This window comes from Prevotella jejuni, from assembly GCF_900187995.1.
GTDB classification, from domain to species: domain Bacteria; phylum Bacteroidota; class Bacteroidia; order Bacteroidales; family Bacteroidaceae; genus Prevotella; species Prevotella jejuni.
On record NZ_FZNZ01000004.1, the window covers coordinates 62395 to 78928 of the forward strand.

Here is a 16534-nt window from a genome sequence, read left to right on the forward strand (position 1 = left end):
CAAAGTATGGAAATGATGGATACAGGAAAAGGAGGCGGCAAGCAGAAGAAGATGACCGTCCGCGTAGACTTTACGCCGATGGTGGATATGCTTATGTTGCTGATTACTTTCTTCATGCTTTGTACTTCGCTTAGCAAGCCTTCAACTATGGAGTTGACGATGCCAAGTAATGATAAAACTCAGAAAGAGGACCAGAAGAATGAGGCTAAGGAGTCACACTCTATTACAATTTACATTGCTGACGGAGATAAAATCTTCTATGGTAATGGTAAGCCAGAGTATGATAACGCTAATTGGCTAAAGCCTGCTGATTGGAGTAACACTTCAAAAGGTATTCGCTACGTTCTTCAACATAAGCAAGTGGGTGATCCTTCTACTGGTGAAGCTATCTCTATCCCATATAAGGATATGGATATCGCTGTAAAGCAGCTGAATCGTAAGAAAGCTGAGAACCCTAAGGCTTATCCTGATAGCATCTATCAGGCTGAGATTGCATCGATTAAAGGTGGTATGATTGATGGCAAGAAGGTTTCAACCATGACTGTCATTATTAAACCAACTGATCATGCTTCATATCGTCACTTGGTAGACATCCTCGATGAAATGCAGATTTCATATATTGGAACTTACGTCATTGACAAGCTGACAGACCAAGACAAGGCACTCTTAGCCAAGAAAGGTATAAAGGCTTAATCACTGATTCGTAAACAATTAAAGAAAGAAAGACAATGGCAAAAATAGATTTATGCGATCCTAAATGGGTCGACATGGTGTTCGCCGACAAGAACAAGGAGTACGGTGCATACAAGCTTCGTAAAACTGTTTCTCAGCGTAACATCAAAGCGTTAGCTATTCTGCTTTGTGCTGCATTCCTCGGTGGTGGTTACTTAGCTTATCAGATTAAGAAGCACAACGACGAGTTGGCTGCTCAAGCTGCTTATGCTGCTAAGATGGAGTTAGCTGCTCTTGAGCAGGCTAAGAAAGATCAGGCTGAGCGTAAGAAGCAACAGAAGAAGGAAGAACCTAAGAAGGTTGAACCAGAGAAGGTTGTTCCAGAAACTCGTGCAACAGTTAAGTTTACAGCCCCAGTCATCAAAGATGATAAGGATGTAAAGGAAGAGATGCCACCAATGGTCAAGATGAACAAGGAGACCAAGGCAGTCGGTGTTGAGAACAAGGAAGGTACGGAAGATCGTACTGAAACTGCAGCTCGTAGTACCGTTGCTACTCCTGAGCAGATTGTACCAAAGATCGAAAAGCCAGTTGTTGAAGCTCCAAAACCAGAGCCAAAGCAGGAGGTAGAGAACAAGGTCTTTACAGTGGCGGAGGTTATGCCTTCATTCCCGAACGTAAATGCTTGGTTGGCTTCTCACATCCAGTACCCAGCTGTAGCAGCTGAGAATGGTGTGCAGGGTCGTGTTATCGTTAAGTTCGTTGTAGGACGCGATGGTAGCGTAAGTCAGGCACAGATTGTTCGTGGTGTTGATCAGTCACTCGACCGTGAGGCGCTTCGTGTTGTTAACAGCATGCCGAAGTGGTCTCCTGGTATGAACAATGGTCAGCCAGCAAACGTTTGGTTTACTCTCCCTATTACCTTCAAACTGCAGTAAAAGCAAATATTATATGAAAAGAACCAGATTCTACATAACAGTAGGATTGATGCTATCCCTCGGCTTTCTTCTGTCTGCTTGCGGACAGAAGAAAGCTAAGGACGGCAGAACAGATACGCCGACGTCAGGGACGATTCAATTCGCCTCTGACGAAAGTTTTAGTCCTATTATAGAGGAACTGTTACAGAATTATCAGTTCCGCTACCCACAAACTCACTTGTTGCCAATCTATACAGATGACAACAAAGGTATGCAACTGATTCTCGACCAGAAGGTTAATCTTTTCTTTACTTCTCATGCACTGACGAAGGGAGAGGATGCCATGTTACGAGAGAAAGGTCCTATTCCAGCGGTATTCCCGATAGGATATGATGGAATTGCTTTCATTGTGAACAATACGAATGCTGATTCATGTATTACGGTCACAAATGTTAAGAAGATTCTCAGCGGACAGATTACTAAGTGGAATCAACTGAACCCGAAGAATAACAAGGGTAACATTGAAGTTGTCTTTGATAATAAGGCTTCAGCAACATTACATTATGTAGTCGATTCGATATTAGGTGGAAAGAATATTAAGGGTGCGAACATTGTTGCAGCAAGTAATAGTAAGTCGGTTGTCGACTATGTTCATAAGACTCCTAACGCCATAGGTGTTATTGGTTCAAACTGGTTGAATGACCACAGAGACTCAACAAACACTACATTTAAGAAAGATATTACCGTAGTAGGTATCTCACAGGCTACTGTAGCACAGCCTGGTAACAGTTGGCAGCCATACCAAGCTTATCTCTTGGATGGAAGGTATCCGTTTGTTAGAACAATCTATGCGATAGTTGCTGACCCTCATAAGGCACTTCCATGGGCTTTTGCTAACTTCGTAACGAACCCTATTGGGCAGAAGATTATCTTCAAGGCTGGTCTATTACCTTATCGTGGAGAGATTAACATCCGTGAGGTTGAGGTAAAGACACAGTAGTGGCTTAATGATTAATAACGGACCATCCGATAGGATGGAGATGTGGAACAAACTACTATTGTAGGTGGTTTATACATTTTGCTACTTGTTACAAGACAATGATGAAGATGTTGGTGCTGGTTACCATCGTATGTGGTTGAGTTTTGATTACATATCATCTTGCTAAGTTGAACGTATCGTATAAGCGGCTATCGCAGGTGGTTTAAGAGTTAAGCATTATGTCACCAGACGTGGACGAAGATGTTGGTGCTGACTACCATCCTTAGTGGATGAGCAATGATTACGTATCCTCTTGCTAAGTTGGGTATATCGTACAAGCAGCCATCGCAGGTGGTTTAAGTATTAAGTATAGGTCATCTTGCTAAGTTGGAAGTATGGTAAAGGCAGCTCTCACAAATGGTTTAATTCTTAACTACTGATAATCATGTTGTGTTGGAAAAGCCGTACAAACTTTCATCACATGTGGTTTAAGCAATTAACTACGAGCCCTTTAGTTGGATGGAGGTATTGTACAAATCACCAAAGTATGTAGCTTAAGTATTATTTATGTGTTATCTAACAGGTAAGTCTTGGCAAGAATCATTAAATTAGAGGTAGTTATAGACGTAGAGTAAGTAGTTATAAGATAGAGATAAATAAGCTTGCTTATCCTCGATAATAGTCAAATATAGATAGTTTCTTTAAACTATTATATCATGGTAGGCGTCTTAATAAATAATGTGTTCACTTAAATTGAAAATTAAAGAGAGAGAATTATGAAGACAAAGAAATATTTAATAGCTGGAGCTTTGATGTTGGCAATGTCAACTCCAGCACTGGCACAGGAAGTTGACTATGCTGTTGCACTTAAGCCTATAGTAGCAGCTATCGAAGCTGCACCAAATGATCCAAAGGCAGCCAAGGACCTCATCAAGGAGTATCAAAAGACCTTTAAGAAGAGTGAGGAGGCTATTGTTGCGTTGGGTAATGTTTATCTTTTGCAGCATAATTACGATGCAGCAACAGAGATTGCCAACAATGTTATCAATAATAAGAAATTTAAGGGCAGCTTAGCATACGTTCTTTTGGGCGACATTGCTGCTCTTAAGGACTCTATTGGTAATGCGGGTGCAGCTGCTACACAGTATCAGAACGCAATTACTGTTGATCCACAGAACGTAACAGCTTACGAGCGTTATGCAAAGGTTTTTCGTCATGTAAATTCAAAGGTTGCTGTTCAGAAACTTGAAGAACTTCGTAAGGTTAAGCCAGACTATCCTGTAGAGGCAACTGCAGCTGAAATCATGTTGAATGACGGGAAGTATAAGGAAGCTTTGGAGTGGTATGGTAAGGCTAATCCAGCTAATATGTCAGAGGACAACTTCTATAACTATGGTTTCGCAGCATACATTACAAAAGACTACCAGAGAGCTTTGGATGTTGTAAAGCAGGGTTTGCAGAAGTTCCCTAACAGTGAGTATCTAAGTCGTATAGCAATGATGGCATCTGTTGAGTTGAAGGATTATGCTTCAGCTATCAACTATGGAAAGGCTGTATTCGCAGGTTCTGGTAAGAAGGTAGCTAACGACTACGATGTATATGCAAAGGCTCTCTGTGGTGCTCAGCAGTATGACGAGGCTATTAGTACTGTCAACAAGGCACTTGAAGCTGATAAGAACAATATTGAACCATTGAAGACTTTGGCCGCTATTTATGCTGCACAGGGTAATGATGATAAAGCACTTGAAGTTCAGCAGGAGTATCTTTCAAAGAGTAAGAAAGCTACTAACAACGACTGGGCAACACTTGCCAATACATACATTGCAAAGGCAGATGGCTTGACAGACCGTGCTGCAAAGAATGCTGTTCTTGCAAAGGCTCTTGATGTTTATGAGCAGATGGTTGCAAAGTTCCCAACAATCTCTGACTGGGTATGGTTGAACCAAGCTAATGTAGCTCAGTTAATGAACGACCCAGATAAGGTTGCTGAGATATATCAGAAGGTTGCTGCATACGAAGAGGCAAAGCCAACACTCGACGAAGATAGCAAGAGCTATTTGGAGAACGTTTACTATGGTCTTGGTTACTATTACTCAAAGAAGGGTAATAAGCCTCTTGCAGACGAGTACTTCAATAAGGTGCTGAAGGTTAACCCTAACAATGAGGGCGCAAAGAAGGCTTTAGGAATGTAATTATCCGTAATATTTATTAGGTATAAGGGCGATGGTCGTAATGACTATCGCTCTTTTTTTTATGTTACAACGCTGGCGTAGGAGGCTTGTCGTTGGTAAGATCCGTTATTGCCTATGTCGTTCTAACATCTTAAATCCCCATTATAGATAAGTATTAGTTACTCTTTTCAATAACAGAGAATAGTGTGTTGCGAATTATTTTCATGAAAAAAAATATTTTTCTTCATGAAAATAAATATTTCTTCTCGTGAAAATAAATATTTCTTCACACGAGAATAAATTGTCGAAGATAGATTCTTGCGATAGATGAAATAAATAATTAAGCAGATAATATTGGTGTTTCTATAGCTTTAGAGATGATAGATTCTACCCTTAGATTGGGCTGTTATTAATACAGGTAAAGTTTAGCTATATTCCTGTTCATTCTTTTGCAAACGAAGAAGGAAGCATATCACTTTGAGTTTTAGACAGACCTTTGTTAGTGTCATGCTTCCTTATCGTGTTACTCTATGGTTCTCTATATCCAATAGAGAGGGTAGAGTGTATTAGAGTCGTTTCTATGTTCGTATTTTATGAACTAATCTAAACACATGTAGAGAACATAAGTGACAATATGACGGATGTCATTTTCCTGTTCACAAAGATAGGTTAAATTTCTCAAAGATGCTTTCAAGAAAAGCGAAAATCATTGCACTCTAATGTATAAATTATCTTTCTTATCCTTTTTCGTGAATGTCATTTTATCTTTTCTCGTTAATTTTGTGTATCTTTGTGAACGTTTGAAAAGTCACAAAACAAAGTGTTCAATAATGTTCGGCTTGTCTACTTAGCCCTATCTGTCTCCTTTGGCTGACATGATAGGATAATCTCTAATCTGTTTGCAGATAGTAGACGGTAGAAGATGAACACACCTCAAGCAATAGTGAAAATAATAGAACATAAAACACATTAAGCATTGAAAACAGAAAGAAAGATAAGTCCGTGGGCATGGATTCCCTCTCTTTATTTCGCAGAGGGCCTGCCTTATATTGCCGTAACGGTGTTGTCACTTCAAGTCTATATGCAGATGGGGCTGTCAGATGCCGAAGTTACGTTTTACACATCATGGCTTTATCTCCCTTGGGTCATCAAACCCTTGTGGAGTCCCTTCCTTGATTTGATAAAGACAAAACGATGGTGGATTATCATTATGCAAACGCTTGTGGGAGCAGCCTTTGCCGGAGTAGCTTTTACGGTTAATACGTCTTTATGGCTTCAAGGAACCATCTGTTTCTTCTGGTTACTTGCTTTCAGTAGTGCTACGCATGATGTAGTTGCCGATGGGTTCTATATGATGGGACTCAACCAGCACGACCAAGCCTTTTTCGTTGGTATTCGTTCTACCTTCTATCGTATTTCTATGGTCGTCGGTAAGGGCGGACTGATTGCTCTTGCAGGTTTTCTGCATAAGAGCTTTGATATACAATGGACGTGGTCGCTTGTGTTCTATGGTCTGATGGCACTCTTTATGGGTCTTGCTCTCTATCATCGTTTGATACTCCCTTGTCCATCTGAAGACGCAGAGAGAGAACAAGTATCAGCTTGCCATTTGTTACGTAGCTTTGGGCAGACCTTTCTCTCCTTCTTCAAAAAGGAACAAGCACTAACCACTATTTGCTTTCTATTACTCTTTCGTTTGCCAGAGGCATTAATTATACCTATCTCTCAACTTTTCCTACAAGCATCGAAGGCAAAGGGAGGGATAGCACTTTCCGAGATTGAGTATGGTACAGTGAATGGTATAGTTGGTACAGTAGGCCTCTTGATAGGTGGTGTTATAGGAGGAATGATGATTAGTCGTGATGGTTTGAAGCGTTGGATATGGCCGATGACTGCAGCTATCACGTTGCCTAATTTGGCCTACGTTTACCTCGCCTATATGCTTCCAGACAACGTAATAGCTGTTAGTGTAGCCGTATTTATCGAGAATTTCGGTTATGGTTTTGGGTTCAGTGCTTATATGCTCTTTATGATTTATTTCAGTCAGGGTGAACACAAAACCAGTCATTACGCCCTCTGTACGGGTTTTATGGCATTGTCAATGATGGTTCCGGGACTATTTGCGGGAACATTAGCACAGGCTGTGGGTTATCGTTGGTTCTTTGTAATCGTGATGATAGTCTGCATCTTCCCCTTCTTGGTGGCTCATCAGCTACGTATTGATGAGGACTTTGGAAAGAAGTAATGGTTGGGGCTGGGCTTTGAAGAGAAAGGAAAGGAGCGAGAAGGTAGCCATTGCATGGGAAGACTGGCTAAGAGGCTGTGTCTTGTAGAAGTGGACCGTGGAAAAGGCGATGATAGTCAGAAGGCGAGAAGGGAGGATGAAAGGGGAGAGAAGTTTAGGTTGGAATTTCCTTCAGGAGAATTTCGATAAGGCGAGGTAAGGCATATTTCTCAAGGTCTTGCTTGTCTATCCAGATGAAGTCGGAGGGTAGCTGTGGTCGTACCTTAGGCTGCCAAAGGTAGAAATCAGCAAGTAGAATTTGATGAGTAAGAACATGCTTCATCCCTTTCCGTAGTAGTTGTGCTTCTGTTTCCCATCTATCTCCTATGGAAGGAGCAAGCAGTTCGGGTTGTGGAAATTCCCATAATCCCTGCCAAATATCGCCAGCACCACGTTGATGGATGGCAATCTCGTCTCCATATTCAATATATAAATAGGTGAGATGGCGTTCCCGTTGTTTCACCTTCTTGCTTTTTATGGGCAGTTCATTAACACGTTGCTCACGGAAAGCGACGCATGTTTCACATAAAGGGCAAGTGTTGCAATGAGGAGAAGATGGTGTACACTGAATAGCACCAAAGTCCATTATTGCCTCATTGTAGTCAGCTGGTTCGCTTGTAGGTAAAAGAGATTGAGCCAGTGTTTGAAATTCTTTCTTGCCGTCGGTGCTGTCAATAGGAGTTTCTATGCCATAATAACGAGAGAGGACACGATACACATTGCCATCCACCACGGCAACCGGTTCGCCAAAAGCAATAGAAGCAATGGCTGCAGCAGTGTAATCACCCACCCCCTTCAGTGCTTTCAATCCCTTGAAAGTCTGTGGAAATCCACCTAATTCAACCACCTGTTGGGCAGCAGTATGCAGGTTTCGTGCACGGGAGTAATAGCCTAATCCCTGCCAAGCCTTTAGTACCTCGTCCTCCGTAGCAGCAGCCAGTTCGTTTACCGTAGGCCATTGTTCCATAAAATGTTGCCAGTAGCTCAGACCTTGAGCGATACGAGTTTGTTGTAGAATGACCTCGCTAAGCCAAATAGCGTATGCGTCATTCGTATCCCGCCAAGGCAGAGCTCGTCCGTTGTTTTTGAACCATTGAAGGAGTGTTGCAGCGAAATTCATGGGGCAAAGGTAGTTAAAAAGTAGAAAAAGAATGAAAAGTAACGTGGCTATTTGTTGCTAAAATCATTATTATTTCCTATTTTTGCCATGACTGTTACCCTACGATGGCATAAAATGACATTACTTATCATGTAGTGGAAGTATTGTAAATACAAGCCGAAGATAGGGAAAATTAATGTAGAATTAGAGGTTATAAAAGATGAGAAACAAGATGAAGAAAATGCTAATGGGACTTGCCCTCATTGTGGCAACACTCTCGGTAAGCTCATGTGCCACACGTGAGTCAGCTGTTAATGACTTAGAGAAATTTTCGTACGAATTGCGAGATAACAGTCAGTATTATACTGCAAAGAAGTGGCGTAAGGCTGTGAACAAGTTCGGTAGGATACGTCGTGAGATAGCACGGCATGACTATACCGTTGCAGAACGCCAACGTATCGGTAGACTCGAAGGCGATTGTGCACGCTATATGGTGCGAGGAGCTAAGGACGGAGTGGTGAATAGTGTCTTTGGGCTTGGTAGTGAGATACAAGGTATATTAGATGCTTTCGGTATCAAGCGTAATGAATAAACTTAAAGAGAGCTTTGTAGGGAGTTAAGAACAAAACAGCAGCGCTCAGAGAACAAGCATAATAAAACAAAAGATGGCAGCTTATTAGACTTTAATCAATTAGTTGCTCACCTTTTGTTTTTTTTTGATTTAAAATATTGTTTAGTCACCTTTAATTAGTAACTTTGCACATCAAATCCATAAAATGTTTTACAATGGCTGGTAAAAAACAAATTAAGACTGCTCTTATTTCGGTCTTTCACAAAGATGGACTTGAGGATTTGCTCAAGAAATTACACGAAGAAGGCGTTAAGTTCCTAAGTACTGGCGGTACACAGGAGTTTATTGAGTCCTTAGGCTATGAGTGTCAAAAGGTTGAAGAGGTTACATCTTACCCTTCTATTCTTGGTGGTCGCGTAAAGACACTCCACCCGAAGATATTTGGAGGAATCCTCTCTCGTCGTGATAATGCAGACGATCAAGCACAGATGAAGGAGTATGATATTCCATTTATCGACCTTGTTATCGTAGACCTCTATCCTTTCGAGCAGACAGTAGCCAGTGGTGCCAGTGCAGAGGATATCATTGAGAAGATAGATATTGGTGGTATCTCGCTGATACGTGCGGGTGCAAAGAATTTCAAGGATGTTGTCATAGTGCCAAGTAAAGCAGAATATCCTGTGTTGCTTCAGATACTTAACACGAATGGAGCACAGACAGATATTGAAGACCGAAAGATGTTTGCAGAGCGTGCTTTTGGTGTTAGTAGTCATTATGACACAGCTATTCATCGTTGGTTTGCAGCGGAATAAGCATATAAGATAAAGAATTAGAAATTTACAAAATACACATATATTAATGGGATTATTTTCATTTATCCAGGAAATAGCTATGGACCTGGGAACGGCAAACACAATCATTATCAGTGATGATAAGATTGTTGTAGATGAGCCGTCAGTAGTAGCTCTGGACCGTCGCACAGATAAGATGATTGCTGTGGGAGGTGATGCGAAGATGATGTACGAGAAGGAACATCCCAATATTCGTACTATTCGCCCTTTACGTGACGGTGTTATTGCAGACTTTACAGCTTGTGAACAGATGATGCGTGGACTCATTAAAATGGTTCACACAGGTAATCGTTTCTTCTCTCCTTCACTGCGTATGGTGATAGGAGTGCCATCTGGCTCTACAGAAGTAGAACTTCGTGCAGTGCGTGACTCAGCAGAACATGCTGATGGTCGTGATGTTTACCTTATCTTCGAACCAATGGCAGCAGCCCTTGGTATGGGTCTTGATGTAGAGGCACCAGAGGGTAACATGATTGTTGATATCGGTGGTGGAAGTACGGAGATAGCTGTGATTTCTTTAGGAGGTATCGTATGTAACAACTCTATTCGTGTTGCTGGTGATGATCTTACAGCTGATATTCAAGAGTATATGAGCCGCCAGCACAATGTAAAGGTCAGTGAGCGTATGGCAGAACGTATCAAGCTTCATGTAGGTTCAGCGCTGACAGACCTTGGTGAGGAGGCTCCAGAGGATTACATCGTACATGGTCCTAACCGTATAACAGCTCTTCCTATGGAGGTACCTGTATGCTATCAAGAGATAGCTCATTGCCTTGATAAGACAGTAGCAAAGATTGAGAATGCTGTACTTTCAGCATTGGAGAACACTCCACCTGAGCTTTATGCTGATATCGTAAAGAATGGTATCTATCTCAGTGGTGGTGGTGCTTTGCTTCGTGGTATCGACAAGCGCTTGACAGATAAGATTAATATTCCATTCCATATAGCCGAAGACCCATTGCACAGTGTGGCTAAGGGTGCCGGTATTGCATTGAAGAACGTAGACCGATTCTCGTTCTTAATGAGATAACAATAACTGTTCATGCACAATCTGACAGAGTTCCTTGCTAAGTACAAGCATTGGTTCTTGTTCGTTGCCCTGGAAGTCTTGAGTATGGTTCTCCTGTTCCGATTCAATGACTATCAGGGCAGTGTGTGGTTCACGTCGGCAAACTACGTTGCTGGTTTGGCTTATGAAGGGAGTTCGAAGGTTACATCTTATCTGACAATGGGTGAGGTGAATGAAGCTTTAACCAAGCGTAACCTCGAATTGGAACAGCAAGTTAAGGCGTTGTCCGCCCAACTGTATGATAAAACAAAGGATTCTACCTTTCTTCATAAAGGTCAGTATCGTTTCCTGTCTAAGTTCCGTTTGATACAAGCAAAGGTTGTTGCTAACTCGCTGGATAAGCCAAATAACTTTATCACCATCAATAAGGGAACATGGGATGGAGTACAGAAAGATATGGGCGTAGCCTGTGGTAATGGTGTTGTAGGTATTGTCTATATGGCAGGTATCCATTATGCTGTTGTTATCCCAGTGCTGAATTCAAAGTCAAATATCAGTTGTTCCATTCAAGGACGTGACTACTTTGGTTATCTTCATTGGAATGGTGGCGCATCTGATGTAGCCTATTTGGATGATATACCTCGACATGCTAAGTTTAAGTTAGGCGATCGTGTCGTGACGAGTGGATATTCTTCCGTTTTCCCAGCTGGGGTGTTAGTAGGCAAGGTAAAGCATGTCTATAATTCGGAGGATGGTCTCTCTTATCGCTTGCAGATACAGCTCTCAACTGATTTCGGTAATCTTCGTGATGTTTGTGTAATAGATGATGCTTCTATAAGAGACCAGCGAGAAGTTATAAAAGCAGCACAAGATTCTATCAAGCCTATTGAGGAGCAGATAGGAAATAAAGCACAGTAAGCTGTGACTATCAATAGTATTAGTTTGGAGAAAGGCCGGATAAGTCCACTTTATAAGCAATTTCTTCGTTTTGTGTGACTATTATCCCCTTTATATACACGTATAGAAAGAATGAATATAGATTTTCTAAAACGTTTGCTTTGGTTTACTGTTTTGACGGTAGCACAGGTGTTTGTACTTAATCACATCCATCTGTTTGCTGTTGCCACGCCATTGCTTTATATCTATTTCATTCTTCTTTTCCCTCGTAATTATCCTCAGTGGGCTATTCTGTTATGGGCTTTTGTGATGGGACTAACGATTGACACCTTCTCGAATACGCCAGGTGTAGCTGCAAGTTCGTTGACTTTAATAGCTGCTTTACAACCTTTTGTGTTGCAGCTGTTCATTCCTCGTGATAGTAGTGAGAACTTCCAAGCAGGTATGGATACGTTAAGTATACCGCAATATACGTGGTATGTGGCCATTCTCACCTTGATATACTGTGTTGTCTTCTTCTCTTTAGAGATGTTCAGCTTCTTTAATGTGTTTGAATGGCTACAGTGTATTGGAGGTAGTTCATTGCTCACTGTGATTCTTATTCTTGTTGTTGAGAACGTTAGGAGGCGATAAGAAATGAAGAATTATGACTTAGAAAAACGTCGCCTCGTGCTTAGTGCTGTTGCAATAGGTATTGTGGCGATATACATCATACGCCTTTTTGCTCTTCAGATAGCCAGTGACGACTATCGGAAGAGTGCTGATTCTAATGCTTTCCTAAAGAAGATTGAGTTCCCATCGCGTGGTACTATCACTGATAGGAACGGTAAGCTGCTGGTTTATAATCAGCCAGCTTATGACATCATGGTTGTTACTAACGAGATGAGGGGCCATCTTGACACGCTCGAGTTTTGCAAGGCTTTGAACATAACTAAGGCCGACTTTATTAACCGGATGGTTAATATCAAGGATAGAAACAAGAATCCAGGATACTCACGTTTCACGCAACAACTCTTCTTGAGCCAGTTAAGTGATAAAGACTTTAGTGCTTTCCAAGAGAAACTCTATCGTTTTCCAGGCTTCTATATAAGGAAACGTAGTGTTCGACAGTATCAACAACCTATTGCAGCCCATGTCCTTGGCGACGTTGCTGAGGTAAGTCAGAGTGATATAGAGGATGATGACTACTATCAGGCAGGCGATTATATCGGTAAGATGGGTATCGAGCGTGAGTATGAAAAAGACTTACGTGGTGTAAAGGGAGTACAGATACTTCTGCGAGATGCGCATGGTCAGATACAAGGTCGCTATCAGAATGGTAAGTATGATCAGCGTCCACATCCCGGACGAGACATTCAGCTTGGTCTTGATGCTAATCTTCAAGCCCTTGGCGAACGTTTGATGGAAGGAAAACTCGGTGCTATCGTGGCTATTGAACCTAAGACGGGACAGATCTTAGCAATGGTCTCAGCACCTACTTTCGACCCTCGTGCCATGATAGGTAAACTGCGTGGTAAGTATCAACGTGAGATGACCTTAGACCCAGCTAAGCCTCTGCTCAATCGTGCGATAATGGGTCAGTATCCTCCAGGTTCAACGTTTAAGACCGGACAGGCTGTTACTTATTTCACAGAAGGGATTGTTACAGACTCAACTCGTTATCCTTGTCATCATGGATTTAACTTTAAGGGACTCCATGTAGGTTGTCACGCTCATGCCTCTCCAATCTCTTTGGTACCTTCCATTAGTACTTCTTGTAACAGTTATTACTGTTGGGGACTCTATCACATGCTCTCCAATCGTAGGAAGTATAAGACGTTGGAGGATGCGATGAACGTATGGCGCGATTATATGGTATCAATGGGCTTTGGTTATAAACTTGGTATTGACCTTCCAGGAGAGAAGCGAGGAATGATCCCAAATGCGAAGTTCTATGATAATGCTTTTAAGAAATGGAACCCATTATCAGTAATCTCTATCTCTATTGGACAAGGTGAGGTTAACCTTACCCCATTACAGATTGCCAACTTGGGTGCTACGATTGCCAATCGTGGATATTTCATTACGCCACACGTTGTACGTAATATTCAAGGCAAGAAACTGGATAAGAAGTATCTTGAGAAGCATCGTACAAAGGGAAGCATCAAAGCTTATCAAGAGGTAATAGCGGGTATGATGTCCTCCGTTCGTGGTGGAACATGTGCGCATGCAGTCCATCCTGGTTACTCGTTAGCTGGTAAGACGGGTACAGCACAGAACCGTGGTAAGGACCACTCAGTGTTTATGGGCTTTGCACCGGTTGATACTCCGAAGATTGCCATTGCTGTTTATGTTGAGAATGGTGGGTTTGGTGCTGATTACGGTGTGCCTATCGGCTCACTCATGATAGAGCAGTATATCAACGGTAAACTGACACCTGGGGATGAGGCTCGTGCTGCAGCTCTTCAGAGTCGTCACATCTCTTACTCCTTTAAGCGTCCTCTCTCACGTGCAGACTCAGTTCGTCTCGATTCTATAAAACGTGTGAATGTTATTCGCGACTCACTGAAGAAGGTCAGAGAAAAGCAGGACATGGCTGTAGCCGAGAAACTTAAAGAGGCAAAGGCAAAGAAGGATGCAGAAGATAAGGAGAAGAAGAAGGAACCTCAGAACGACCCTGCTATCCGTGTAGAGCCTGATACGAAGGTCAAGACAGAGAAGAAAGACAAAGATAAGGGCGACGATAAGAAGGAAAAAGATAAAGAAAAGAATAAGGAAACGCGAAAGGAGAGTAAAGAGAATTCTAAGGACAAGGAAAAGCCTAAGGACCAACCAAAGGACAGACCCAAGGAACAAACCAAGGTGAAGTCCAAAGAACAGGCAAAAGATAAGCCTAAGGAACGGTCGAAGGATAAAACTAAAGGGCAAGTAAAAGATAAGCCTAAGGAGCAGATCAAAGATAAGTCTAATGGTCAATCCAAGGCGAAACAAAATAGTAAGGAGAAAGTAAATCGTGCCAAGTAATTATACAGCAGACAGACAGCCGGGTGTTCTTCGTTCATTAGACTGGTGGACGATTGGTATCTATATAGCGTTACTCACTTTCGGGTGGGTAAGCGTCTGCGGTGCGAGTTATACTTATGGAGATACAGAGATCTTCTCACTTTCAACTCGTTCGGGTATGCAAATCGTGTGGATTGGTACTTCTATCTGTTTAGGCTTTGTGCTTCTAATGATGGACGACCGCTTCTATGACACCTTTGCTTACGTAATCTATGGTTTATTAGTGCTCCTCCTATTTGCCACAATCTTTAATCCTCATAGTATTAAAGGTTCACGTTCATGGATTGTGCTTGGTCCACTCCGACTTCAACCTGCCGAATTTGCTAAGTTCGCAACGGCATTGGCAATTGCCAAGTTTATGTCTGCTTATGGCTTTACAATTAAGAATTGGAAGCATTTCGCAGGTGCTTGTGGAATCATCTTCCTACCGATGTTATGTATTGTAGGACAGCGCGAGACAGGTTCAGCATTGGTTTATCTTTCCTTCTTCCTCATGCTTTATCGTGAAGGAATGTCTGGTGCATTTCTCTTTACGGGACTGGCAATGATCATTTATTTCGTTGTTGGAATCAAGTATGAGGATATATTGTTGTGGGACACACCAACGTCTTTAGGAAAGTTTGTGGTCCTCTTGCTTGTTCAGGTATTCTCATCCGTTATGGTATGGGTTTATGTGGGCGACAAGGGACGTATGCGCTTGTTATTAACCTACGTCTTTGGTATTACAGCCCTTGCCTTATTATTCTCTGAATTTGTCATACCTTTTGATGTTGTTTGGGTTCAGTTGGTTATATCAGCATGTGTCATTGGCTATTTAGTCTATAATGCGATGAATACTCGCTTTGCCAACTATTTCTATATAGCATTGTTTGCTTTAGGTTCAATAGCCTTTTTCTATTCAGCAGACTATGTTTTGAACGATGTCATGCAGCCCCACCAACGAGTACGTATCAATGTACTCTTAGGATTGGATGAGGACCTTGCAGGGGCGGGATATAATGTGCATCAGAGTGAGATTGCCATCGGCTCTGGTGGTTTGCAGGGCAAAGGGTTCTTGAATGGGACGCAGACAAAGTTGAAGTTCGTGCCTGAGCAAGACACCGACTTTATCTTCTGTACCGTAGGAGAGGAGGAAGGCTTCCTTGGTTCGGCCTCAGTACTTGTGTTGTTCCTCTGTCTTATCCTTCGACTGATGTACCTTGCCGACCGACAACCCTTTAAGTTCGGGCGGGTCTATGGCTATTGTGTGGCAGGAATCTTCCTGTTCCACGTGTTTATAAACGTCGGGATGGTACTCGGTCTGACGCCTGTAATCGGTATTCCGTTACCATTCTTTAGTTACGGAGGTTCTTCTCTTTGGGGTTTCACATTACTCTTATTTATCTTCCTCCGCATTGATGCTGGGCGTAATCTTATCCGTCAGTAAGAGATAAGATTACGCTTAGATGATTTTCCTTTTATGATTTATGCTGATAAAAGGATATTCCATTACTCTTGTTGTATGTGGAATAGCCCTTTTTGGAGTTCTTCCGTTAAATGTGTGGACGCTTTTCGTAGTGCTTTAACGTAAGAGCCAAAGTTACTCATAAAACAAAAATATAGCAGAGAAAGTTGTCAACTATTTATCCTATTTCATCCTCTTTCATTGAAAATCTTTTCGTTTTAAGACATCGAAAACCTGCAGATAAGGGTTAAAAAATCATTACATAATTTCAAAGAAAACATCTATAAATAACGGCAAAAACACACACATGAAGCAGGTTTACAATCAACAGAATATCAATTAGTTATAAGCAGTAAAGTAAAAGGTGCTTAATTGGACTTCAAAAGGGCGTTAGCAAGGGTCTTAAAGAGCATCTTTTGCAAGCCAGAAGGGCGTCTTTTAGAAGCCAAAAGAGCATGTATTGGGTCTGAGCTGTACAAAAATAGTTTACAAACATGATTTAATAAGGGAATAAGTAGGTTATAGATGACAGATAGACATCACACCTAATTACATTTATCATATAGTTTACCTCCCCCTTATAAAACAATTTTATTAG

Annotated in this window: 13 protein-coding genes; 12 read left to right on the plus strand and 1 reads right to left on the minus strand. The window is 41.7% G+C overall.

Going from position 1 to position 16534, the window contains the following annotated elements:
- Positions 1 to 6: 6 nt before the first annotated feature.
- The 5 genes from CHB62_RS02230 (at position 7) to CHB62_RS02250 (ending at position 6984) form a co-directional block, all read left to right on the plus strand.
- The gene (locus CHB62_RS02230) at positions 7 to 693 is read left to right on the plus strand and encodes an ExbD/TolR family protein (protein ID WP_089365529.1); all 687 of its coding nucleotides are present in this window, start codon (positions 7 to 9) and stop codon (positions 691 to 693) included.
- Between the two features lie 35 nt (positions 694 to 728).
- A complete protein-coding gene (locus CHB62_RS02235; RefSeq protein ID WP_009012245.1) occupies positions 729 to 1610 on the plus strand; it encodes an energy transducer TonB in 882 nt (293 codons plus the stop codon).
- Between the two features lie 13 nt (positions 1611 to 1623).
- Complete coding sequence (locus CHB62_RS02240) at positions 1624 to 2589, plus strand: PstS family phosphate ABC transporter substrate-binding protein (RefSeq protein ID WP_009012246.1); 966 nt, start codon at positions 1624 to 1626, stop codon at positions 2587 to 2589.
- Between the two features lie 755 nt (positions 2590 to 3344).
- On the plus strand, positions 3345 to 4760 hold the full coding sequence (locus CHB62_RS02245; protein ID WP_089365530.1) for a tetratricopeptide repeat protein: 1416 nt from the start codon (positions 3345 to 3347) through the stop codon (positions 4758 to 4760).
- Between the two features lie 955 nt (positions 4761 to 5715).
- Entirely contained in the window at positions 5716 to 6984 is a 1269-nt protein-coding gene (locus CHB62_RS02250; protein ID WP_089365531.1) for an MFS transporter, read from the plus strand.
- A 154-nt stretch (positions 6985 to 7138) separates the two neighbouring features.
- Here CHB62_RS02250 and mutY read toward each other — a convergent pair whose 3' ends face one another.
- Positions 7139 to 8143, minus strand: coding sequence for an A/G-specific adenine glycosylase (gene mutY, locus CHB62_RS02260; protein ID WP_089365533.1), 1005 nt, complete (start codon positions 8141 to 8143; stop codon positions 7139 to 7141).
- 211 nt (positions 8144 to 8354) lie between these two features.
- On the opposite strand from mutY, the gene CHB62_RS02265 reads away from it, so the two are divergent.
- The 7 genes from CHB62_RS02265 (at position 8355) to rodA (ending at position 15918) form a co-directional block, all read left to right on the plus strand.
- Positions 8355 to 8714, plus strand: a complete 360-nt coding sequence (locus tag CHB62_RS02265; protein WP_009012250.1) for an outer membrane protein assembly factor BamD — start codon at positions 8355 to 8357, stop codon at positions 8712 to 8714.
- 194 nt (positions 8715 to 8908) lie between these two features.
- Positions 8909 to 9505, plus strand: coding sequence for an IMP cyclohydrolase (locus CHB62_RS02270; protein ID WP_089365534.1), 597 nt, complete (start codon positions 8909 to 8911; stop codon positions 9503 to 9505).
- 46 nt (positions 9506 to 9551) lie between these two features.
- Positions 9552 to 10574 (plus strand): rod shape-determining protein, encoded by a 1023-nt coding sequence (locus CHB62_RS02275; protein ID WP_009012252.1) that lies wholly within the window; start codon positions 9552 to 9554, stop codon positions 10572 to 10574.
- Between the two features lie 12 nt (positions 10575 to 10586).
- A complete protein-coding gene (gene mreC / locus CHB62_RS02280) occupies positions 10587 to 11471 on the plus strand; it encodes a rod shape-determining protein MreC (protein ID WP_009012253.1) in 885 nt (294 codons plus the stop codon).
- Positions 11472 to 11582: 111 nt separating this feature from the next.
- Entirely contained in the window at positions 11583 to 12083 is a 501-nt protein-coding gene (gene mreD, locus CHB62_RS02285) for a rod shape-determining protein MreD (RefSeq protein WP_009012254.1), read from the plus strand.
- A gap of 3 nt (positions 12084 to 12086) precedes the next feature.
- The gene (gene mrdA / locus CHB62_RS02290) at positions 12087 to 14453 is read left to right on the plus strand and encodes a penicillin-binding protein 2 (protein ID WP_089365535.1); all 2367 of its coding nucleotides are present in this window, start codon (positions 12087 to 12089) and stop codon (positions 14451 to 14453) included.
- Positions 14443 to 15918: a rod shape-determining protein RodA gene (gene rodA, locus CHB62_RS02295; protein WP_089365536.1), complete on the plus strand. Its 1476-nt coding sequence runs from the start codon at positions 14443 to 14445 to the stop codon at positions 15916 to 15918. Before mrdA ends, rodA begins: the two co-directional genes overlap by 11 nt.
- Positions 15919 to 16534: the final 616 nt, after the last annotated feature.

What these genes read in the sequence shown, in the direction of transcription:
- CHB62_RS02230 (WP_089365529.1), top strand. Translation starts at nt 7, where the DNA reads ATGGAAATGATGGATACAGGAAAAGGAGGCGGCAAGCAGAAGAAGATG.
- CHB62_RS02235 (WP_009012245.1), top strand. Translation starts at nt 729, where the DNA reads ATGGCAAAAATAGATTTATGCGATCCTAAATGGGTCGACATGGTGTTC.
- CHB62_RS02240 (WP_009012246.1), top strand. Translation starts at nt 1,624, where the DNA reads ATGAAAAGAACCAGATTCTACATAACAGTAGGATTGATGCTATCCCTC.
- CHB62_RS02245 (WP_089365530.1), top strand. Translation starts at nt 3,345, where the DNA reads ATGAAGACAAAGAAATATTTAATAGCTGGAGCTTTGATGTTGGCAATG.
- mutY (WP_089365533.1), bottom strand. Translation starts at nt 8,143, where the DNA reads ATGAATTTCGCTGCAACACTCCTTCAATGGTTCAAAAACAACGGACGA.
- CHB62_RS02265 (WP_009012250.1), top strand. Translation starts at nt 8,355, where the DNA reads ATGAAGAAAATGCTAATGGGACTTGCCCTCATTGTGGCAACACTCTCG.
- CHB62_RS02270 (WP_089365534.1), top strand. Translation starts at nt 8,909, where the DNA reads ATGGCTGGTAAAAAACAAATTAAGACTGCTCTTATTTCGGTCTTTCAC.
- CHB62_RS02275 (WP_009012252.1), top strand. Translation starts at nt 9,552, where the DNA reads ATGGGATTATTTTCATTTATCCAGGAAATAGCTATGGACCTGGGAACG.
- mreC (WP_009012253.1), top strand. Translation starts at nt 10,587, where the DNA reads ATGCACAATCTGACAGAGTTCCTTGCTAAGTACAAGCATTGGTTCTTG.
- mreD (WP_009012254.1), top strand. Translation starts at nt 11,583, where the DNA reads ATGAATATAGATTTTCTAAAACGTTTGCTTTGGTTTACTGTTTTGACG.
- mrdA (WP_089365535.1), top strand. Translation starts at nt 12,087, where the DNA reads ATGAAGAATTATGACTTAGAAAAACGTCGCCTCGTGCTTAGTGCTGTT.